General features: G+C 56.6%; 19 protein-coding genes and 2 pseudogenes. 14 read left to right on the top strand and 7 right to left on the bottom strand.

What is annotated here, in order from left to right; genetic code table 11:
- The first annotated feature begins 69 nt into the window (after positions 1 to 69).
- From AC6IZO_RS16765 to AC6IZO_RS16720, 10 genes and pseudogenes are all read left to right on the top strand, one after another.
- A complete protein-coding gene (locus tag AC6IZO_RS16765; protein ID WP_497806693.1) occupies positions 70 to 390 on the top strand; it encodes a putative quinol monooxygenase in 321 nt (106 codons plus the stop codon).
- A 59-nt stretch (positions 391 to 449) separates the two neighbouring features.
- The gene (locus AC6IZO_RS16760) at positions 450 to 629 is read left to right on the top strand and encodes a hypothetical protein (RefSeq protein ID WP_497806691.1); all 180 of its coding nucleotides are present in this window, start codon (positions 450 to 452) and stop codon (positions 627 to 629) included.
- A gap of 107 nt (positions 630 to 736) precedes the next feature.
- Positions 737 to 3,181 carry a glycosyltransferase family 4 protein gene (locus AC6IZO_RS16755; protein WP_497806689.1) on the top strand — a complete coding sequence of 815 codons (2,445 nt, stop codon included), beginning with the start codon at positions 737 to 739 and terminating at the stop codon, positions 3,179 to 3,181.
- Positions 3,182 to 3,283: 102 nt separating this feature from the next.
- Positions 3,284 to 4,189, top strand: coding sequence for a glycoside hydrolase family 130 protein (locus AC6IZO_RS16750; RefSeq protein WP_497806687.1), 906 nt, complete (start codon positions 3,284 to 3,286; stop codon positions 4,187 to 4,189).
- Positions 4,190 to 4,576: 387 nt separating this feature from the next.
- A complete protein-coding gene (locus AC6IZO_RS16745; RefSeq protein ID WP_497806685.1) occupies positions 4,577 to 4,777 on the top strand; it encodes a cold-shock protein in 201 nt (66 codons plus the stop codon).
- A gap of 1,035 nt (positions 4,778 to 5,812) precedes the next feature.
- Positions 5,813 to 6,772 (top strand): annotated as a pseudogene (locus tag AC6IZO_RS16740) (B12-binding domain-containing radical SAM protein).
- A gap of 649 nt (positions 6,773 to 7,421) precedes the next feature.
- Entirely contained in the window at positions 7,422 to 8,198 is a 777-nt protein-coding gene (locus tag AC6IZO_RS16735; protein ID WP_497806682.1) for a Crp/Fnr family transcriptional regulator, read from the top strand.
- Between the two features lie 315 nt (positions 8,199 to 8,513).
- Positions 8,514 to 9,176 (top strand): response regulator, encoded by a 663-nt coding sequence (locus AC6IZO_RS16730; RefSeq protein ID WP_497806680.1) that lies wholly within the window; start codon positions 8,514 to 8,516, stop codon positions 9,174 to 9,176.
- 113 nt (positions 9,177 to 9,289) lie between these two features.
- A complete protein-coding gene (locus AC6IZO_RS16725) occupies positions 9,290 to 9,943 on the top strand; it encodes a Crp/Fnr family transcriptional regulator (protein ID WP_497806678.1) in 654 nt (217 codons plus the stop codon).
- A 745-nt stretch (positions 9,944 to 10,688) separates the two neighbouring features.
- On the top strand, positions 10,689 to 11,150 hold the full coding sequence (locus AC6IZO_RS16720; protein ID WP_497806676.1) for a hypothetical protein: 462 nt from the start codon (positions 10,689 to 10,691) through the stop codon (positions 11,148 to 11,150).
- Positions 11,151 to 11,296: 146 nt separating this feature from the next.
- Here AC6IZO_RS16720 and AC6IZO_RS16715 read toward each other — a convergent pair whose 3' ends face one another.
- The 6 genes and pseudogenes from AC6IZO_RS16715 to AC6IZO_RS16690 form a co-directional block, all read right to left on the bottom strand.
- Positions 11,297 to 11,593, bottom strand: a complete 297-nt coding sequence (locus AC6IZO_RS16715) for a hypothetical protein (protein WP_497806674.1) — start codon at positions 11,591 to 11,593, stop codon at positions 11,297 to 11,299.
- Between the two features lie 18 nt (positions 11,594 to 11,611).
- A complete protein-coding gene (locus AC6IZO_RS16710; protein ID WP_497806672.1) occupies positions 11,612 to 12,022 on the bottom strand; it encodes a cation transporting ATPase C-terminal domain-containing protein in 411 nt (136 codons plus the stop codon).
- 79 nt (positions 12,023 to 12,101) lie between these two features.
- Positions 12,102 to 12,461: an HAD-IC family P-type ATPase gene (locus AC6IZO_RS16705; RefSeq protein WP_497809992.1), complete on the bottom strand. Its 360-nt coding sequence runs from the start codon at positions 12,459 to 12,461 to the stop codon at positions 12,102 to 12,104.
- Positions 12,462 to 12,549: 88 nt separating this feature from the next.
- Positions 12,550 to 12,972 (bottom strand): IS5 family transposase, encoded by a 423-nt coding sequence (locus AC6IZO_RS16700; RefSeq protein WP_497806670.1) that lies wholly within the window; start codon positions 12,970 to 12,972, stop codon positions 12,550 to 12,552.
- A 155-nt stretch (positions 12,973 to 13,127) separates the two neighbouring features.
- Positions 13,128 to 13,358, bottom strand: a pseudogene (locus AC6IZO_RS16695) (transposase); the annotation flags it as partial.
- Positions 13,359 to 13,602: 244 nt separating this feature from the next.
- Entirely contained in the window at positions 13,603 to 14,436 is an 834-nt protein-coding gene (locus tag AC6IZO_RS16690) for an ABC-three component system protein (RefSeq protein WP_497806668.1), read from the bottom strand.
- Positions 14,437 to 15,212: 776 nt separating this feature from the next.
- Between AC6IZO_RS16690 and AC6IZO_RS16685 the strand changes: the two genes are divergently transcribed.
- The 3 genes from AC6IZO_RS16685 to AC6IZO_RS16675 all read left to right on the top strand — a co-directional run bounded on the left by AC6IZO_RS16685 (position 15,213) and on the right by AC6IZO_RS16675 (position 18,493).
- Positions 15,213 to 16,178, top strand: a complete 966-nt coding sequence (locus AC6IZO_RS16685; protein ID WP_497806666.1) for an ArdC family protein — start codon at positions 15,213 to 15,215, stop codon at positions 16,176 to 16,178.
- 87 nt (positions 16,179 to 16,265) lie between these two features.
- Positions 16,266 to 17,861, top strand: coding sequence for a ParB/RepB/Spo0J family partition protein (locus AC6IZO_RS16680; RefSeq protein WP_497809990.1), 1,596 nt, complete (start codon positions 16,266 to 16,268; stop codon positions 17,859 to 17,861).
- A 248-nt stretch (positions 17,862 to 18,109) separates the two neighbouring features.
- Positions 18,110 to 18,493 carry a VOC family protein gene (locus tag AC6IZO_RS16675; protein WP_497806664.1) on the top strand — a complete coding sequence of 128 codons (384 nt, stop codon included), beginning with the start codon at positions 18,110 to 18,112 and terminating at the stop codon, positions 18,491 to 18,493.
- 31 nt (positions 18,494 to 18,524) lie between these two features.
- Here AC6IZO_RS16675 and AC6IZO_RS16670 read toward each other — a convergent pair whose 3' ends face one another.
- Positions 18,525 to 19,451: a helix-turn-helix domain-containing protein gene (locus AC6IZO_RS16670; RefSeq protein WP_497806662.1), complete on the bottom strand. Its 927-nt coding sequence runs from the start codon at positions 19,449 to 19,451 to the stop codon at positions 18,525 to 18,527.
- Positions 19,452 to 19,638: 187 nt separating this feature from the next.
- Between AC6IZO_RS16670 and AC6IZO_RS16665 the strand changes: the two genes are divergently transcribed.
- On the top strand, positions 19,639 to 20,247 hold the full coding sequence (locus AC6IZO_RS16665) for an FMN-dependent NADH-azoreductase (protein WP_497806660.1): 609 nt from the start codon (positions 19,639 to 19,641) through the stop codon (positions 20,245 to 20,247).
- The last annotated feature ends 79 nt before the right edge of the window (positions 20,248 to 20,326 follow it).

Genomic DNA, 20,326 nt, shown 5'->3' with positions numbered 1-20,326 from the left:
TGAACTAAGTCAGCTCATCTGAAGTTTTCCCTCCTTAGCGCTGACGCTCTATAACCTCCTGGAGGTCTCATGTTTGTTCGTAATGTCTCCATCAACATGAAGCCGAATTCCGTGACGGAATTCAGCAAGATTCTTGCCACTCAAATTGTTCCCATGCTGCGCAAACAGCCCGGATTTCGCGATGAAGTTGCTTTTGTCAATGACAACGCCAACCACATCACCATGATCAGCATTTGGGAAAGCAGGGAACAGGCCGATGCCTATCACTCCAGCGGCTACGCGGAAGCATTGAAGAGTGTTGCCTCCCTGATCGAAGGCACGCCCAAGGTGCGCACTTCGAGTGTCATCAGCTCCACACTGGACGCACCCGTTGCGGTGACGACGGCTTAGCCGTCCAAGAAGCCTGCGGATGCGGGCATTATCGGCCCGATCCACCAAAGGGGAACACCATGTGGAGTCTTGTACAGGCTCTGAGCGAGATGGGCGGGGCGGGCACCGCAGAGATGCTTTACTCGTCCTTCGCGTTTGCTGCACTTCTGCCCGGGGTGCTGTTCTTTTCGATCTGGCAGCAATTTGTTGTGCTGCCCAAGCCTCATGTATTGTCCGTGGCAGACCGGCCGTCTCATTAGAAGATTCAAGCAGAGATTATGCGGGTCATGGTTTCGAGCGCATCGAGGGGCGCAGCGAAGACCTTGGCTGGCGTCACCCTTTCCTGCCCTCGACTCAGGAGGCCGCCTTGTCTTCCGATAATGCAGTTCATCCGCGCGGGCCAATCGCCCTGATCAAATCCCTTCCCCAGGTGCTGGAAGACAAACTGGTCGGTACCCTGCGGATGCGTTCAAGTTCGCCTCCGAGCCGTATTGCCGTGATTGGGAACTATCTGCCCCGGCAGTGCGGAATCGCGGCCTTTACGACGGACCTGTGCGGAGCCATTGCGGCCGCGTATGGGGCGGCCGGACTTCTGGTCGTGGCGGTCAACGATCCGGAGTCGCATTACAGCTATCCTTCACGCGTCTGCTTCGAGCTGACCGAGGGGGATATCTCCACGTATCAGGACGCGGCCGATTTTCTGAACTTCAGCAACGTTGATCTCGTCTGTCTGCAGCACGAGTATGGAATCTTTGGCGGCGTGGCTGGCAGCCACATTCTGCGTCTGTTGCGCGGCCTGAAAATGCCCGTAGTCACAACGTTGCACACGGTTCTGCGCGATCCCGATGCCAACCAGCGGGCCGTGATGATGGAGATTGCGGTACTCTCGGACCGGCTTATCGTGATGAGTGAGCAGTCCGCGCAGGTGCTCCGAAAGGTCTTCGAGGTGCCTGCGGAAAAGATTGATGTCATTTTCCATGGGATTCCCGACCTGCCGTTTAGCGATCCGAACTATTACAAGGATTCCTCCGGAACGGAAGGGAGGTCGGTTCTGCTGACGTTCGGCCTGCTCTCCTCCAATAAGGGAGTGGAGACGGTCATAGAAGCGTTACCGCAGATACTGGAGAAGCACGATAACGTCGTGTATATCGTCGCCGGTGCCACCCATCCGCACATCAAGCGCCGTGAGGGCGATCAATATCGGCTGCAGCTTCAGACCATGGCGAGGAAGTTAGGCGTGGAACGTAGCGTCATCTTCCATAACCGGTTTGTGACGCCGGAAGAAATGGCGCAATTCGTCGGATCGGCAGACATCTACATCACGCCCTACCGCTACGAAGAGCAGGCGGTTTCGGGCACCTTGGCATACGCCATGGGTGCAGGGAAGGCGATTATCTCCACACCCTACTGGCATGCTGCGGAATTGTTGCAGGAAGGCCGTGGAATGCTGGTACCGTTTGGAAACTCCAAGGCGATTGCCGACGCAGCGATTGAACTGCTGGACAACGAGGCCTTGCGTCACGCCATGCGCAAGCGCGCGTACTTGTATGCGCGCAACATGGTGTGGAGCAAGGTTGCGCAGTCGTATATGCAGACGTTTGTCCGCGCCCGCACGGATCGGTCGCAACTCCCGAAGGTTGTGTTTCCGTCCCGCGCCGGCGAGCGCACACTCGACAAACTGCCCGCCATTAACCTGGAACATCTACGCCGGCTCTCGGACCGTACCGGAATGCTGCAGCATGCTGTGTTCTCGGTTCCGAATTACAGCGAGGGCTATGCGACGGACGATAACGCCCGCGCCCTGATTGCCACCGTGCTTCTGGCGGAGTTGGGGGCTCCGGAAGCCTCGCAGAGCCTCGAGCTGGCTTCGCGATACATGGCGTTTCTGTGGTACGCCTACAACCCGGCGACCCATCGCTTCCGCAATTTCTTGAGTTATGAGAGGCGCTGGCTGGAGGAGCAGGGCTCCGAGGACAGCCACGGGCGGGCTTTATGGGCGTTGGGGACGGTGCTTGGACGGTCGAAAGATCATGGACTCCGTGGAGCCGCCGGCCGGCTCATTGAAATGGCGATCCCGGCAGCACTGGAATTTACCAGCCCACGAGCATGGGCATTTTCGCTGCTCGGAATTCAGGAGTATCTCGCTTGGTTCCCGGGAGACCGAACGGCTCTGAAGACAAGCGACGAGTTCGCCGGGCGCTTGCTCGATTCCTATGCCATGAACCGTGCAAGCGGCTGGTACTGGTTCGAGGATGTGCTGGCCTATTCGAACGCGAGGCTGCCGCAGGCGCTTCTGCGATGCGGTGCACGAAATAAGGATGGCCTGATGGTCTCTGCCGCGCTGGAAGCGCTCGAGTGGCTTCTGTCCAAGCAACGGTGCGAGGCGAATGGGCACTTTGTCCCAATTGGCTCCAGAGGCTTCTATCGAAAAGGCGGTGCCAGGGCGCGTTTTGACCAGCAGCCGGTGGAAGCAGGGGCCACGGTATCTGCGTGCTTGCAGGCTTTCCGGGAAACAGGCGAGGAGCACTGGCGAAAAGCCGCGTGGTCAGCGTTCAACTGGTTTCTCGGAGACAACGATTTGCAGATCGTTCTCTACGATTCGGCGACCGGCGGCTGCCTGGACGGCTTGCATCCGGATCGGGGAAATGAAAACCAAGGCGCCGAGTCGGTGCTCGCGTTCCTGATGGCGCTGCTCGAGATGCGACAGCTTGAAGAGTCTGAAATTCCATTGAGCAATTACGAGAGGAAACACACCATCATTGACATAAATCGTCCAACGGACCCGGCGATGCCAAGCGCCAAGGTGCAGTAGCCATTAGGGGGCTTTCTGAAGAAACTTGCGATCCCAATCGCGCCGTTCTTGCTTGCAGGCGCGGATACTCCGCTGTTCACGCGCCATTCGGCGAACCCGCTTTTGACCTGCAAAGACTGGCCATATCCGATCAACAGCGTATTCAATCCTGGGGCAACGCTGTTGCCGGACGGAACCACGCTTCTGCTTTGTCGTGTGGAAGATCGCCGTGGAATCTCTCATCTCTCGGCGGCGCGCTCGCCCAATGGCGTTGATCGATGGCAAATTGATACGGTGCCGACGCTTCCACCAGATCCGGCAAGCTTCCCAGAGGAGATTTGGGGAGTGGAAGATCCCAGGATTACGTTTGTTCCCGAGCTTAAGCAATACGCGGTCGCATACACCTCCTACTCCAAGGGCGGCCCGGGCGTCTCCCTTGCGTTGACCAGCGACTTCGTAACCTTCGAGCGAATTGGCGTGATCATGGCTCCCGAAGATAAAGATGCCGCATTGCTGCCTCGCCGGATCAGAGGCTTGTGGGCACTTGTTCACCGGCCGATGACGCCATTAGGGGCGCATATGTGGATCTCCTACTCACCCGACCTGCACTACTGGGGAGAGCACCGAATGATCCTTGAAGCCCGGCGCGGGGCATGGTGGGACGCCAACAAAATCGGTCTCTGCTCGCCGCCCATAGAAACGAGCGAAGGGTGGCTCATGATCTACCACGGAGTTCGGCAGACTGCTTCCGGCGCGCTCTACCGGCTCGGCCTCGCTCTGTTCGCGCTCGATCATCCGGAGAAATGCCTGGCGCGTGGCGCCTCCTGGATCTTCGGCCCGGAGGCCGAATACGAGCGTCATGGCGACGTGCGCGACGTGGTCTTTCCGTGCGGCACGACGCTGGCTCCGGATGGGGATACCCTCAACATCTATTACGGGGCCGCAGACTCAAGAATTGCCCTGGCGCAGGCAAGCATTCGCTGCCTTCTGGCCTGGCTCAAGGTTCATGACTGCCGGGGCCAGGAGTGAAGGCGAGAGACCGATCGCGGCGTGCTGCAAAACGGTGGGAGCACTGAACCGACCATGTTCCAGGGCTTCCGCCGGGAAGCAAGAATGAGAATCGGCTCTTGGTGCGCGCTTCAGGTCGCAGCTCGACTTCAGGCTATTTGGATGGCGAGAGCTGACACCGCTGCAATCGCGAACAGGGGAGCAGAACCCGATTGTCTGAATCCAAAGGATGAACGCGGGCGGACAAAATCAACATTGCTTGAGTCTGGCAATTTAAACAGAATAGGCGCATAGTAACAGTGATCGAAGAATCCGATTTGGTTTTCTTGCTTGTTCCGCTTTATCGCCACTCGCAATCAACTCCACATTGTGTTCGGCGGTACATCAATCGATAAGGAACAAGTCCAAATGGAACAGGGAACAGTTAAGTGGTTCAATGACGCAAAGGGATTCGGCTTTCTGAGCCGTCCCAATGGCGAGGATGTCTTCGTGCATTTCTCGGCGATCCAGAGCAATGGCTTCCGCAGCCTTCAGGAAGGCCAGACCGTTAATTTCGATGTCGTAAAAGGCCCCAAGGGCCTTCAGGCTGAAAACGTAACGATCGCCTAACAAGACGAAAGCAAAATGTTGAGAAGGGCGGTCATCGCGACCGCCCTTTTTGTATTGGCAGAGAGCTGCAGGCTCCAACGCTTCTTCCTCGCGGGGCATCCTCGCAGAGTCTTCTCGGTCCTCGGCATCAAGGTATCTCCAACAAGCTTGCGGCGTTCACGCTCGGGTTCCTTCATGGATTTTGGAAGAGGCGCGAACCCATGCCTCTGTCCTAAAGCAACTTCCATCCCTCGCTCGATCCACCGGCCCAGCGGATTCTCGGTAATTGAATCCTTTCGCGCGGCGCGAAGGGTGGTCAATTTTGAACAGACACAGTCCTGCGCGATGCAGAAAACTGGGTGTCGACATCGCTGTGGGGGCGGAAGATCATTCCCGCGTGGCTCCTGTCGATCCACTCCGAGTTCATCGCATTGGCGTCTGGCGGACCACATCGGGCGCTCCGAGACACTTTCCGCAAGCTGGAGATTGCCGCATCAATCAGCGATTGTCGGCAATGCATGGAGATATACATACAGGTATGAATACTCTCCTGATCTCTCCGGAATGGCCTGACACGTACTGGAGTTTCAGATATGTGCTGCCGTTCCAACGCAAGCGTTCCGCGTTTCCACCACTGGGACTGCTTCCGATAGCGGCGCTGCTGCCTGCCCATTGGTCGAAGCGACTAGTCGACACCAACGTCCGCGCCTGAGGGAGTCTGACCTCGCGTGGGCGGACATTGCGTTGATCAGTGCCATGCTGGTGCAGAAGAAGAGTCTGCTGGAAATTCTCGCGCGCTGTCGCTCCCATGCACTCCACACGGTTGTGGGTGCCCGATCGCGAGTGGTTGTGAAGAGTTGCAGGCCATGCCGACTGCCTCGTCATTGGAGAAGCGGAGGAATTGATTACCCCACTGGCAGAGGACCTGGAAAGGAAGATGCCAATGGCGAGGTACAAGGCTGGACGAATGCCACCGATGGATCTGAGTCCGCTGCCCGACCTGAACCTGACCAACCCCCAGCACTACAGTTCAATGCTGGTGCAGTAATCACGAGGATGCCGTTCAACTGCGAATTCTGCGACATCATTGAGATGTATGGCCGCAAGCCAAGGACGAAATCTGTGGCGCAGACTCTTGCCGAGCTGGAGCAACTGTACCGCAGAAAATGGAGAGGGGCGGTTTTTCTTGTGGACGACAATTTTATCGGCAACAAGAAGAACGTCAGGTGCCTGCTGCCCGCGATGGCCGAGTGGAACGACCGGCATCCTCGTCCGTTCACATTCCTCACCGAGGCATCCGTGAACCTGGCGGATGACCGGGAACTACTGGAGATGATGCAGGCGGCTGGATTCAACCAGGTATTCCTTGGAATAGAAACTCCGGTCGAGGCCAGCTTGCTGGAGTCCCACAAGTTGCAGAACACTCGCCGCAGCCTGCTCGACAGCGTGCGCTGCATCCAGCAATACGGCATCGAAGTCATGGCCGGATTTATCGTCGGGTTTGACAGCGATCCCGAGGACGTTGTTGACAAGCAGGTCGAATTCATTCAGGAGAGCGCAATTCCGGTCGCAATGGTGAGACTGCTGCAGGCACTTCCCGGAACGCAGTTGTACCGTCGGTTTGAGCGCGAGGGCCGCCTGTTGGACGTCACAACCGGAAACAATATCGATTGCAGTCTGAGCTTTATTCCGGCAATGCCTACGCAACAACTCCTGGACGGCTATCGCTCCATTCTGCGCCGCATCTACGGCTCAGAAGCCTACTACGAGCGTGTCCAGCGATTTCTGGAACGCTACCATCCCATCACGCGTACCCATTGGTCAGTCTCGGATTGACTGGCACTCTGCCGATCTTTCGTGGAGCAGGGGGTGCTGGGGAAGTCTCGCGCAAGCTACTGGAGGTTTGTCTTCGACGCTGCGACCCGATACCACGGGAATTTTGCCACGGCCATGACTCTGGCGGTCATGGGATATCACTTCTCTGCCGTGACGGAGAAGGTGTGTGCGGCAGAGTAGAGCCGGCCTTGTAAGCCCGCTGCCACCTTCCTCGCCGTGCAGCAGACGTGGGGCGTGTGTGCGCCTTAGCGACTTCCGCGGGGATGTCGAGAGAGCAATTCTGCTCAGCAGCTCGCCAGTAGGCGTGCCACTGTTGGTGTCAAGGAGGCGTGTGATGGAGTTCCCGCAACACGCGAGCATTCCCGCCCGCATCCGGAGGTTCTTTGCCTCAGTGCTTGTTGGAGCAAAGGAGCGGCTCGGCATGAAGTTGCGCCCGGATGATTTCTCCGGGCAGCGAATGTGCCCATTTTGCGGGATGGTTACTTCGCGCTACGAATCGAACTGCTTGGAGTGCGGCAGGGCTTTGTAGCGGGCGTGAGCGCTTCTGCTCTCTTCATCTCCGCAATCGCTGGTGGCAGGGAGCCTGGGAACTCAGCCCTTCCGTTTCACTCGTGGGCCGCAGGGTGCAGAGTTTCTCAGCAGCAATTCGGCAACGATGTACTAGTCGTGTCCTGCGCGAGGCCATTCGACGCACCAGATTCCCGTCAACACTCGTCGTATCACATGCTTGTAGAGAAATAACAATGCCCATGAAGTCCTTCTCGATATGGGCTATACTTTTAGGTCTTTGCGTCCCTGAGTGCAGGAATTTTCCGCTTTGGAGATTCCAATGGTTGCCAAACGGTCGCATAATGTAGTGAAGACAACCCGCAAGGCTCCTCCTAAAGAGTCCCGGTCCGCACCTCCCCTTGAAATCGGCGAGGTAAAGCCTGTGCATGGGGAAAATAGCGCACGGCCCACCGAAGCAGCCATGTTCGCCCCCAGCCTGTTTCTCAGCAAACTCTCACCGGAAAAGACCAGCAGGGAGTATTACGTTGGCGAAACCGTCTTTTCGCAAGGCGATGTCGCAGATGCTGTGTTTTACATCCAGAGCGGAAAAGTGAAACTTACCGTTGTCTCCAAGCGCGGCAAGGAAGCCGTTGTCGCCATACTTCTGGAAGGAAGTTTTCTGGGAGAAGGTTGCCTCGCTGGGCAAGCAGTTCGCATGTCCACTGCCAGTGTAGTTCAACGGAGCACGATCACCCGGGTGTCGAAGACAGGGATGTTGAAAATCCTTCATCTTGAACCGGAATTTGCAGAGCGTTTTCTTTCCTATCTCCTCTCCCGGAACATTCGCATGGAAGCGGATCTTGTGGATCATCTCTTCAACTCGAGCGAAAAGCGCCTCGCTCGCCTTCTTCTTCTGCTGGCCAATTTCGGCCAGGAATCCGCGCCAATCCCTGTGGTAGCGAAGATCAGCCAGGAAACCTTGGCCGAGATGATCGGTACTACCCGGTCGCGCGTCAGCTTCTTTATGAACCGGTTCCGCAGCCTGGGATTCATCGACTACAACGGTGGCGGCATGCGCGTTCATCGCTCCCTCATCAGCGTTGTGCTACATGACTGATGGAGTTTCCTCCGCGGCCCAAGCGCGAGATCAAAGGTCACACGCACTGAAGGAGCTGAACTGAAGCCTCCAGCGATCAGGAAATTTGCCCGCCCTACATCACCCCACCAAGCGTCCTTCGGAAGATCGCCGGCAATGGTTTGTACGCATGATTCATATCCCAAGCGGAACATTCCTGGAAAGCACATGGAGCAAAATGGGACAGCCGGGGGCGAATTATCAGGAGTGAGCAAAAGTGCTCAGTCCGAAAATCATGGGAATGCCATTGTTGCATCGCACATGGCGGTCCCCCGTCATAGCCGAGGTATTGCGACAATGAGCAACGCATACGCACACCGAATACTTGTCGTTGATGATGATGCGAGCGTTCGCGAGATCATCGCGCTTCTGTTGGAGACGGAGGGGTACGAGGTCTGCACGGCAGTTCATGGCTTCGATGCGCTTCACCAGCTCAAGAGCACTATCCCCGACGTGCTCATCTCGGACCTCAATATGCCGCAGATGTCCGGATTTGAGCTTCTGTCTGTCGTCCACCGAAGGTTTCCCAACATTCCCACGGTGGCAATGAGCGGTGCCTATGAGAACGGGGATCAGATTCCGGGAGGTCTTATCGCCGACGCATTCTATGCCAAAGGGCAACTTCACCCATCAGAGCTTCTGAAAGCTGTCGCCGGACTGATTCAGGCCTCAACCATGCACTCGGCGGACTGTCAGCGGCAATCCGGGCCGGTCTGGATACCGCAAAATGGACGGGATTCCAATGGCGTTCCTTTCGTCGTGCTGACCTGCACGGAATGCTTGCGATCTTTTCCCATCAGTGTCCTCCGGGATGGAGAACAGGGAATTCAGGAAGCGCAGTGCCTCTTCTGCGCAACGCCGGTCCAGTATGTAATTGATTGTTCTCTCGCCGCCTTCCCTCCTGTGTACGGCACAGTGCCAGCCTCAAGCATCGGAGAAGCGCAAAGAACAACGCCATAGCTCCAGCCCGCATGCAGTGTCATTCTCCAAGCGAGCATTATTGACCAGCACAGTTCGGGCGCGGGGCATAGATTGAGCACAGTACTGGTGACTCTGTGCCCAGAAGACCCTCTATGACACTCCAAACAACATCCGGCTTTCGCTCTCTCGGGCTGCTCCAGAAGAAAGCTGCCCACAAAATAATCGCTTGTGACTACGCAACGGGAGAATCGATCTTTGCCCAAGGCGACAAGGCTAATGCAATGTTTTGCGTTCAGAAGGGCAATGTGAAGTTGACGGTTGAATCCAGGAGTGGAAAGAAGGCTGTAATTGCCATCCTTCGGCCGGGCGACTTTTTTGGGGAAGGGTGCATGCAGAGACAGGCGCTGCGGATGTCCAGCGCGACGGCGATTGAAGCCTCCACCGTTGCACAAGTGAAGCGCACAGCCCTGGCCCGCATCGTCCGGCAGGATCCCGGGGTGGCGAAGCTGTTGATTACGTACCTTCTTTCCCGAATTGGACGAATTGAGGAAGAGTTTGTGGATCAAATTTTCAGCACCAGCGAGAAGCGGCTTGCCAGAATTCTTCTGCATCTCGCGGACTTTGGTTCGCAGCCAGGCTCCGAGCCAGCACGCTTAAGGGTGAGTCAGGAAACGCTCGCAGAAATGGTTGGCACAACGCGGTCCAGGGTGAGCTACTTCATGAACCAATTCCGCAGAATGGGGTTCATCGATTACAACGGCAGCCTGCGAGTCCACAAATCATTGCTTGCCTTTCTCCTGAGGTAATGGCACCTGTGCCGTGTGTGCCTCACGCCCACTGTGAGCGATATTGCACAGAATTCCTGATGCCAGCTCGATACGATTATGCATGGCATATCGCACAAACAGAACCATCTGCTGTGCGGCCAGCCGAGGAGGTTCGAAATGTCAATCCACGGAGACTTCCCGATCCCGCAATATCCTCACGGAGCGCACTGGAGGCGATTGAGAGGAACGCACCTCGGCTTCACGCCGTCCTCCTGTGACAATGACGCAGCGCTGAAGGAGTCATGTACCGCCGAACTTCTGGACGAACAGGCACAGTTACGAATGGGCGATGAAGGCTGCCCCAACGAATGGCGGTTCCCCTTTTGCGTCGAAGCGCAAAGGTAGGGGCGAGGGCACGGGAACCATCCTACCCTTGCGTTCATCGCCCCATCCCTCTCCAGGCTTGCGCTATGTCATGGGGATTGCGGGGTGCAGCAGATGTCCTCCTAGCCAGTGCCACGCAAAGCCCACGAAAGAGAGGTAGATCATGCGTTGCTTTTGGGAAAGAGTGGGTGTCCTCGGTCCGGTATATGAATTGGTCAGCCAAGGGCTGAACGATCGCGAAATTGCCATGAAACTTAATCTCTCGGAAGCGAGGGTTCGCGCCTGCATCGCGTGGTTGTCTCACTTTCTGAAGTGTAAGACCCGAGAGGATCTGGTTCGCTACGCCTCGCCTGCGCAAACTGCGAGCTGTGGCCAGCGTGCCGCGTAGTAAGGAGATGTCATGAAAATTGATTGCAATGTCCACCCCGCGCAAATGCTCCACCTAGACCGGGTTTTGGGCTATACCGTCACTCAAAGCTGGGATGCGTTGATGCCGGCCCCGGACTCAGGCGTGATCCACGTCGAATATGAAACCGGTGCGGATGGTTTGCTTGACTTCATCAAGATATGGGCGTCCACCGTTCGAGGGTACTGGAGCCTCATCTGCGAATTATGGGTGCGGCAACCGCAATTCCACCGGTCTGGCTTGTACTTCGCAAACAAGTACCATTCCGCGGACCTGGCTCGGTCGCTTGAGCTTGTGGTTGCGCACGCAGATGCCTTCGTAAAGCTTCCGGATCGGTCTGGTTTGATCCAGGTATATCCGCCGAATGAACAAGAGCGAAGAGAAGCACAGCGCTGGTTCGCGGTCGTATTCGGCAGCGACGGAGTCGTGAGCACAAAACAGCATGTGGCCGCATGAGACGGCGGATGCGTATGAAGGGCACAATTGTGAATGCAGCAGCAGATCTCAAAACAGGAGCCATGGTGGTACTGGACAGCTTGCACTTGCCGGTGTTGTTGGAAGTGAAAACCGATAGGTACTCAAGGTGGTGGCGGTCCGTAACGTCATTGAACAGCATTGCGTTGAGCAACAAGCTGGATGCCGTTGGGCTGCACCTCTTCTGTGTGGCTGGAGAAGTCAAGAGCGTTGCCGTTGGCCACGGGCACAGGTCCCTGCGGAACGCTGTCTTGAAACTTGCGGCGAAGGTGCGGATGCTTGAGTTGAACTGCTTTGAACTGGCGGAGGTAACCAATAAGCATTTTCTCGGTGTTCCCTACGTCGCTGTGTCCGTGCGCACGTATCACATTCAGCACGGACGGCAGTTGCAGAACCTGGAAGAGCGGCGTCACTTTGCGCTTCATTAATGCCACGGTCGCGGTTTATAACAGTGCGTGGCGGCGGTAAAACCAGCCCTTGACCGTCTGTACCACAAGCAGGTAGGTCATGGCGAGAAGCGCAATTGCACCCAGCAATTGCCATGGCAACGGAGTGAACTGCAGCAGTTTCCCCAGCACCGTATAGGGCATCACCGCGGCGACTGCTACGACCGCGAAAACGCTAAGGGCCAATGTTCGGCTGGGACGGCTTTTGAAGGGATTGCCTGCGGTCCGGATCACAAAGGCCACAAGCGTCTGAGTTGCCAGAGACTCCACAAACCACCCCGTGCGGAACAGGGGGCATTCGTCGAAGCATGGAAGGCCCAGAGCAGGGTCGCAAAGGTGAGGAAATCGTAGATCGAGCTGACTGGGCCAATAATCAGCATGAACTAGCGTATGAAGCTCATCTGCCATCGCTTCGGCTGGTGCAATAGAGTGGAATCGACATTGTCGCCAGGAATGCTGATCTGTGAGAGATCATAGAGAAAACTATTCAATAAAATCTGAGTCGGCAGCATGGGTGAAAGGGCAGGAATAGAGAAGCTGCCGCCATGCTGAACATGTTGCCAAAGTTCGAACTGGTTCCCATGATAATGTACTTCATGATGTTGGCGAAGGAGCGCCGCCCCTCCCTCACGCCGTCATTGAGTACCGCCAGATTCTTCTCAAGCAGGATGCTCTTGGCCGCATCCTTGGCCACCTCCACACCGTTCACCACGGAGATGCCGACATCCGCCGCGTGCAGCGACGGTGCATCGTTGATCCCATCCCCGATATAGCCAACCACATGGCCGCGAGATTTCAGCGCCACAATCACCCGGTTCTTCTGCTCAGGTGACATGCGAGCAAAGATCGCTCTATTCTCCGCCTGATATGCGAGCGCCGCATCGTCGGCCCTGTCAACGTCGCTTCCCGTGAAGATGATGTCCGTAGAGCGTATTTCATAAACAGTGCCTCAGCGTGATCCAGAGGCAGGCGATATAGAAGAAGGCTTGATAGGTGGAGAGCAGATGTTCATGGCGGACGAGCAATCGGCGAAATTGACCAAGCCATGCGTTGGTTCGCTCTACGATCCAGGGGCGTTTGTATCGCCGGAGCTTTCTGCCATCTTCGTAGCGCTTGGCCTTGTTGTTTTTCCGGTAGGGCACGATGAGATCGATGCCACGCTTGTTGAGTCGCTCCCGCAGCGGGTCGGAGTCGTATCCGCGGTCGGCGATTACGCGCTTCGGTTTCTGTCTCGGGCGGCCTTTCGGTCGCGGCACGCGGACTTCGGCGAGCGTGGCTTCCGCAAACGTAGCTTCTCCCGGAGAGGCACTTTCGAGCCGAACTCCCAACGGAAGACCTTGACCGTCGACCAGTACCATCCATTTCGTGCCCTTGCCGCGCTTGGTGTTACCAACGGCAGCGCCCCCTTTTTCGCCGGAGCGAAGCTGCCATCCATGAAGGTCTCGTCGCACTGGAGCAGCCCTTCTCCATCCAGTGCTCCGAGCAGGGCGCGCCACGCATCCAGCCAGACGCCTTCCTCTTCCCACTGCTTCAGCCGTCGCCAGCAGGTCGATGGCGAAGGAAACTCGTCGGGCAGAAAACGCCACGCCGCGCCGGTTTGCAGAATCCAGAGAATGCCATCGAAACACGCCCGGTTGAACGCCCACGGCCGGCCTCGATTGTCCCCGCGCCGAATCGGCGGAGGCAACAACGGCTCGATCAACTCCCACTGCTCGTCGGTCAACAGCTTCTGCCGTTTCTTCATGACAGAAGCTCATCAGCTAACCCGCCTCAAACGTAAGTATCTGATCTGAGGCCGAACCTATTTATGAAACATGCTCTAGAAACTTCGTGATAGACGAGGGGGAGCACTGTAGCAAAATGCCAGAGCGATGGCGAAGCTTCGGGCTTTTCTTCAACGGAACGAAAACCGACCGCATATGAATGCAGCGTAATTGCGCCCAGTCCAACGTTTAGCATGACTTCGTATTCAGTCAGAAGGCTTCCGCTCATCTACTTGCCTTTCGCTCTCTTGGTGCGCGCTTTCCTCTGACTTTACTGGCTTTCGTCGTGAAGTCCGGATGCCACCCAATCTCGGGGTCCTGTTTCTGGTTGAAATCAGCTAGGGCATGAAAATTTCCTGCGGTAATTGCGGTCGGCATGATTTGGCCGTCAATGTTGCTGTCTTGCGAAAGGGTGGCTTGTAAAAGATCCTGACCTTGTGCGACCTTTGATGGATACTTCCGTTGGCTTTGCCGAAATACCTGCAAATGCCACTTCGACTTTAGATCACTCTCGTAGGCACGGAGCGTGCTTTCAGATACTGCGTCGGCGTCCGACCACTTCATGCGAGCTGATTTCGCCTGGACATAGTTGATGACGCACTCGCGAACGAAAGTTGGCTCCGTATCGATCCAGTCAAGCTGTTGAAAGAATCCATGCGTTTGATACTTGGAGGGATCGATTCCAATATCTTGGCTAACAACCACAGCGAGCGGAGCTACTGAGACACGTCTTAACAAACCTCGCGCTTCATAGTCGAAATCGGCGCGATTAATTGTTGCGGGAATTCCTCTCCTTGCGGCAGCTAGAGATGTCCGCTGCACCCAACTCAGTGCCCCGTCAAAGACCGTTCTTCGTTGGAGTTCGCCTAAGAAGCGCAGAGAAGGGATGTTTTCCAGGGCGTTGTCGAAGCTTGCACACTTTGAATCGAACACGAATATCTTTCCAACTAGTTTTGCAAGTAACTCAATTGGCACCTTGCAAATTACCTTGGCGTACAGTTTTGTCGCTCCATCCATCTTTCTGCCCGTTGAGTGCAGAGCAGTTGCGACGGCTTTCATCTCGGGATCCGTTTTCGCACCGCCTATTCGCATCGCAAGACCTTTCGGTGAGAGGTAGGCGTTGGTGACAAGATGAAATTCCGTGAAGGTCAGTACGTCCGGTTGAACTAGGACTGATTCAGCCCAAATCGAAAGCGTCTTCCAGAGATTGACGCTGTGATCCCCTAAAGGAGAAACCTTTCTAATCGTGTTCTTGTCCTGCTCACGAATAACCGCCCCGTTTTTTTGTGCACGCTCACATCGTCAACGTGTTCAATGCTGACAGCGACCGTTGTGTTATCGGCTTCCAGCAGTCGGTAGGTGGCCCGAGTGAACTGGTAGAGATAGCCCAAACTTTGACCAATTGCAGTATGGTCACCAGACATGCTACTCGCCCTCCTGGATTAGCTCACGACAAGAAATCGGCACAAAAGGTCAAGCCCAAGTACTTGAATTCAAAGCTCCTGTATTATGTTCACAATTTAAAGTGTGTAGCAATATGTAATCGCGCATTTTTCAGCGAGGAATTCACAGCAGCCATTCGTTTAGCGTGCTTCGCGTCTTCTCTCACTTCTGACTCCTCAGGCGGACGCCGCTCTGCGGCTCGGACGGGCGCTTCGGCAGCGCCGGTTTCGCGCCAAACAGAAAGGCGTATTTGTCACTCACCGCGCCTTCACTCGCACCCTGCCGCCCAACGGAGTCCTCCGCTCTGTCCTATTCACCGTTCCGTCTGTTTTTGTCCGCTGTCGCGGCAGTGAAGAACAAAAACAGCCGGAAACGGCAGAAAAGGAAAAACAATGGAATATCCAGGCAACAACAACCGCAGCAGCGAAGCGTTCACCGCGAGCATTGGCGCAACCAGCAGCATCTCGAATGCCCCGGCTTCCGCCAGTGAAAAACGGAAGCCTGCCTCGGCGCAGCAACTCATCCGCGACAACGTCCAGTACCTCATCCAGCAGCTTGAGGCCGGACACACCGAAACTCTCACCGCGTTTCTCAACGCGATGGCCAACTTCCACAGCTACTCGTTCGGTAATGTCCTATTGATCGCGCGGCAGCGGCCCACGGCAACGCACGTTGCCGGGATGCGGACATGGAACGAACTTGGACGCCGGGTGAAGCGTGGAGAAAGAGGCATTGCCATTCTGGCCCCGATGATTGGCATGAACCGCAAGAAGCGCGAGCAGGAAGGCGAGGAGTCGGAGGAGAACAAAACCGCCGTGCTTGGTTTCCGCCGGGTGTATGTGTGGGACGAGGCGCAGACCGAAGGCGCACCGCTTCCGTCGCTGGGCGAGACGACCGGAGAGGTCGGCGAGTCTCTTGACCGCCTGCGGGAGTTCGTTTCCGCCCGAGGAATTGAGTTGGAGTACAGCGAGGACATCGCCCCGGCGCTTGGCATTTCCTATGGTGGACGTATTGCACTGCTGCCCGGGCAGACGAAGCCCGAGGAGTTCAGCGCGCTGGTTCACGAGACGGCGCATGAATTCCTGCATAAGGCGGAGCGCCGCACCGCAACCACCAAGACCGTACGCGAGACGGAGGCAGAGGCCATCGCGTTTGTGGTCTCTCAGGCCATTGGCCTGAACGCCGGAACCAGCGCTAGCTACATCCAGCTTTACCACGGCAATGCCGAGTTGCTGATGGAGAGCCTTGAGATCGTGCAGCAAACAGCTTCGGTGATTCTTTCTGCCATCCAGCCCGAAGAGCCGGAACTTTCCGAAGTGCAGTTGTCCACCACGGAAGCGGCGCAGCCTGCCGCTTAACCGCACACTTCACCGCCCAAGGCGGACAGGTGAAGTGTGCCTGTCCGCACGGCTTCTACCGCAGACCGAAAAAGGAGATTGAACGCAATGGAAAACACAGTCCGTATCGCTTCCGAATACCGCAACCTCCCTGTCGTGCAGTTGCAGGAGTCACCCACCAATCCACGTCGCCGCTTCGATGAACAGAACCTTGCAGAGTTGGCCGAGAGCTTCAAGGCACAGGGAGTGTTGCAGCCGTTGCTTGTCCGCGAGATCGAAGAAGGCCAATTCGAGATCGTCGCCGGAGCGCGGCGATACAGGGCGGCCAAGCTCGCCGCGCTGGAAGCAGTCCCTGTTCGCGTGGTCGAGCTAACGGATGCTGCCGTCCGCGAAAGTCAGTTGACCGAGAACCTTCTGCGGGAGGATGTCCATCCCTACGAAGAGGCACTGGCTCTGTCAGGCTTGTTGCATCTGGAAGGGGCACAGCACGATGTAGCAAGCATTGCGGCCCGCTTGGGAAAATCGCCCGCGTACGTGCTTGGCAGGATTCGGTTGACCGAGCTTGAGCCGAGCATTGCGGAGGCGTTTCTGGCCGACAAGATCGGCGTTGGCCACGCGCTGGAAATTGCCAAGCTTCCACAGTCACAGCAGATCAAGGCGTTCGACGGTGCATTCCGCGCAGTCTGGAACGGCAGCAAGGAGTCGCGAGTGCTTCTGCCGTTGCGCGAGTTCGGCGCATGGATTGAGCAGAACATCCTGCTGTCGCTCGATTCTGTGCCGTTCGACAAGAAGGATGCGGCACTACTGTCCGAAGCAGGAAGCTGCGCCGAATGCCCGAAGCGCACGAGCTTCAACACGTTGCTGTTCGGCGAGATGAGCCAGCGTGACCAGTGCTCGGATGCCAACTGCTTTCAGGCGAAGATTGCCGCGCATGTAACCAAACAGATCGCCGAAAAGCCGGAGCTGGTACAGGTCACGACCAGCTATGGCACCCGCGGTGATGGTCCGGTATTGGGGAGAAACCGCTACGTCGTTCTGAATCTCGCTAAGCCAACGAAGACTAAGCAGCCACTCTCGCCCGCGCAGAAACCATGCAAACACATGGCCGAGGCGATTGTGGTGGACGGTGTTGAGCGTGGACAGGGTATCAAGGTCTGTGCCGATCCAAGCTGCACGATTCACTTTGCCGACCGCCACGCACCCAATCCGGCGCAGTTGGCGAAGGAGCGCGAGCAACGCCGCAAGGAGATGGAGAAGCAGCGGTTGGAGATCACCATTCGGCATCGCACATTGGCCGAAGTACTGAAGAAGGTCACGTCACCCCTAGAACGTGGCGACCTGGCGCTTGTCGCCAGCGCCATGATTGAAAAGCTAGAGCCTTTGCGCCGCGAGACCCTGGCGCGACGGCACAAGGTCGTCGAGGGAGCGAGCAAGGAGGTGGCCTATCCCCAAGTGGAGAAGGGACTGGCCAGCCTGCTCCGTCAGTTGGATGAAGCCGGGCTGTCGAAGCTGATCGTGGAGATCGCGCTGCTTAGCAGCGTCGAATCCGTATCGCAGGCCGAGGGTGACGTACTGGCGGCAGGCGCCAAGCGGCATCGTATCGAGGTCGAGAAGCTTCGCAAGACCGTCGAAGCGGAATTGGTTGCGAAACGCGCGAAACAGGCTGGCAAAAAGGCAGCAGCAAAGACCGGCAAAGCTGCTTAACTGAATTCGATCTTCCTCTTGGGCGTCCGGCTAAGGCCGGACGCTCTTTTGCTGGCACACGCCCGTCTGCCCGCCCAGTTATGGAACCTCCGCTTTACCGGAGGATCGTCGGATCCCACCCGACGGGCGCGTCTCTTTCACCGCATCACGTCCGCAACGATTGATTGAATTGTTCCAATCGCGCCCGAAATCAACAAGACCTCCAGACCTATGTGCGGGTACACATGAAAGGCATAAGGAGAATATCCATGGTGACCCACATCATTCTGACCGTCAGCAATATCGAGCGCTCACTGGCGTTCTACGATGCCGCACTGAAGCCGCTCCAGATCAAGTTCTACGTGCCTTATAAGGGCACGGGCGATCATCCCGATCTTTGGGGGCTGGGAGATGGCAGAAGAGCGTTCTTCTGGCTTAAGCAAGGCAAACCTGATCCAAATTCCATTCACTGGGGTTTTGCGGCGGAGAGCCGCGCACTGGTGGACGAATTCTACAAAGCCGCACTCGCTGCAGGTGGTAGGGATAGCATTTCTCCGAGAATTCGGTCGGAATACGCGCCTGATTATTACGCGGCTGAAGTGCTTGATCCGGATGGGTACTCGTTCGAGGTCACGCACAGAAACCCACAGTAGAGATGCGCACTGTCGCCGATTACACGCTTGCTCAGCTTTGCGCCTTACGTCTCCACGCGGAGGGAGAGCTGCCGACATAGCGCGTAAACACGCGCGTCAAGTGACTTTGATCGGCGAATCCGCAACAAACAGCAACCGCGCTGAGCGGCATGGCGCCTTCATGAATCAGGCGTTCCGCCAATGCAATGCGCCGGCTCAACACCCATTGGTGCGGTGTCACGCCCAAGGCGGACCGAAAACCACGCGCCAGTGAGCTAATCGAAGCCGCGCAAGCACTCGCGATGTTTTCGAGGCCGACATCCTCGCTCAGACTGGCCTCAATGTACTCCAAGGCCTGACGAAGCTGGCGTTGCGTCAGGCCCCACTCCTTGCGTTTGGGCTTTGAACTGAATGTGCCATAGGCCGAGGCAATGTGGTCGCGCACCGCAAGAAACACGGAGTCCAGATAGAGGGCGTTAACCTGGTGCGGTCTATCCAGTGCAGGCACTATCGCCTGCATCAGGTGCAGCATTACAGGGTCGTAACAGACCTCGCGCACGTCGTAGCGCAATTCATGAAAGCTGTTACCGCGCTCCGTTGCAAAGTCCTGAAAACTGCGCAGTGGCAGGAAGACTTGCAGAGTGTCAAAGGGATCCCGGATGTCGGCACACCACGATTTGCGCAGGTCGTATAGAGCAAGTACCCCTGACCTCGAAGCAGGCTTTCGCAGATGCCGGCCATCGCAAAACACGTTGATTGGCCGGAATGGGCGCAGCTCCACGGACACCATCACCTGATCCGCCAGAGGAGTGGGCTCAAGCAGTCCAAGGTTGGGCCGGTCGTGACGGTACCTGGCGAAGAAGATAGGCGGTTCCGCGCTCCGTTGCACCGAACGGACCTCTTGGAGTTCGGGGAGATTCGCGCTTACGAACCCAGGAACGTCGAACGAATTGGAGATGTTCTGCCGTCCGGTACTCATTGCTCCCTTAGATGCGGTTCGCGTTCGACTCGATCATAAACGTTGCATCCCAGCATGTACCGCCGTGGCGGCGAATGCCGCATATATCCGAATTGTGCTCGAAATGTGCAAGACCCTCAGAGGTCAATTCTGTACACATGGAATAGACCAACAATATCCAGATGGTATTTGTAAGGAAGGCGTACAGATGCGACAAATTCTCGTCATCGAATCAAGCCCGCGCGGAGCAGAGTCGGCGAGCCGACGGTTGACCGCTGTGTTGAAGGAGCGCCTGAGAAGCCTCTATCCGGAGGCAGCCTTCATCGAGCATGACCTGTCGAAGAATCCTCCACCACACCTGGATTACCAGATGGTGCGAGCGATCTCCTCCAAAAACGGCATTGAAGCCGATGCGGCAGAGAAAGTGCTCCATCTTTCCAACCAGCTTACGGATGAAGTGTTGTCGTCCGATCTTCTGGTGATTGCCTCTCCGATGTGGAACTTTGGCATGCCCTCCTCGTTGAAGGCATGGATTGATCATGTCGTGCGCGCAGGGAAAACATTTCAGTATGCGGGTGCGGGAGTTGAGGGCTTAGCTCGGGGCAAGAAGGCGATATTAGTGCTTGCCTCTGGTGGAGTATTTACCGAAGGTCCCTGGAAAGCATGGGACACCGTGGAGCCATATCTCCGTCAAATCTTGAGCTTCATTGGAATCGTAGATGTTCAAACCGTGCGCGCACAGGGGATGAACATCCCTGCACTCGCTCCTCATGCTATACCTGATGGGGAAAAGGCTATTGAGTCGCTCGCGCTTTGAGAGGCGAATAGGATGCTTGGCCATGACATCTTGGGGGTAGTGGTTTCAAGTGATGCAGAGACCTTTGGGCATCAGACCA

It is taken from the genome of Oryzophilus luti, from assembly GCF_059726245.1.
The sequence above is the reverse complement of the archived record's forward strand: the minus strand, read 5'-3'. Positions and strand labels throughout refer to the sequence as shown.

What these genes read in the sequence shown, in the direction of transcription:
- AC6IZO_RS16765 (WP_497806693.1), top strand. Translation starts at nt 70, where the DNA reads ATGTTTGTTCGTAATGTCTCCATCAACATGAAGCCGAATTCCGTGACG.
- AC6IZO_RS16760 (WP_497806691.1), top strand. Translation starts at nt 450, where the DNA reads ATGTGGAGTCTTGTACAGGCTCTGAGCGAGATGGGCGGGGCGGGCACC.
- AC6IZO_RS16745 (WP_497806685.1), top strand. Translation starts at nt 4,577, where the DNA reads ATGGAACAGGGAACAGTTAAGTGGTTCAATGACGCAAAGGGATTCGGC.
- AC6IZO_RS16735 (WP_497806682.1), top strand. Translation starts at nt 7,422, where the DNA reads ATGGTTGCCAAACGGTCGCATAATGTAGTGAAGACAACCCGCAAGGCT.
- AC6IZO_RS16730 (WP_497806680.1), top strand. Translation starts at nt 8,514, where the DNA reads ATGAGCAACGCATACGCACACCGAATACTTGTCGTTGATGATGATGCG.
- AC6IZO_RS16725 (WP_497806678.1), top strand. Translation starts at nt 9,290, where the DNA reads ATGACACTCCAAACAACATCCGGCTTTCGCTCTCTCGGGCTGCTCCAG.
- AC6IZO_RS16720 (WP_497806676.1), top strand. Translation starts at nt 10,689, where the DNA reads ATGAAAATTGATTGCAATGTCCACCCCGCGCAAATGCTCCACCTAGAC.
- AC6IZO_RS16715 (WP_497806674.1), bottom strand. Translation starts at nt 11,593, where the DNA reads ATGAAGCGCAAAGTGACGCCGCTCTTCCAGGTTCTGCAACTGCCGTCC.
- AC6IZO_RS16710 (WP_497806672.1), bottom strand. Translation starts at nt 12,022, where the DNA reads ATGGCAGATGAGCTTCATACGCTAGTTCATGCTGATTATTGGCCCAGT.
- AC6IZO_RS16700 (WP_497806670.1), bottom strand. Translation starts at nt 12,972, where the DNA reads ATGGTACTGGTCGACGGTCAAGGTCTTCCGTTGGGAGTTCGGCTCGAA.
- AC6IZO_RS16690 (WP_497806668.1), bottom strand. Translation starts at nt 14,436, where the DNA reads ATGAAAGCCGTCGCAACTGCTCTGCACTCAACGGGCAGAAAGATGGAT.
- AC6IZO_RS16685 (WP_497806666.1), top strand. Translation starts at nt 15,213, where the DNA reads ATGGAATATCCAGGCAACAACAACCGCAGCAGCGAAGCGTTCACCGCG.
- AC6IZO_RS16680 (WP_497809990.1), top strand. Translation starts at nt 16,266, where the DNA reads ATGGAAAACACAGTCCGTATCGCTTCCGAATACCGCAACCTCCCTGTC.
- AC6IZO_RS16675 (WP_497806664.1), top strand. Translation starts at nt 18,110, where the DNA reads ATGGTGACCCACATCATTCTGACCGTCAGCAATATCGAGCGCTCACTG.
- AC6IZO_RS16670 (WP_497806662.1), bottom strand. Translation starts at nt 19,451, where the DNA reads ATGAGTACCGGACGGCAGAACATCTCCAATTCGTTCGACGTTCCTGGG.
- AC6IZO_RS16665 (WP_497806660.1), top strand. Translation starts at nt 19,639, where the DNA reads ATGCGACAAATTCTCGTCATCGAATCAAGCCCGCGCGGAGCAGAGTCG.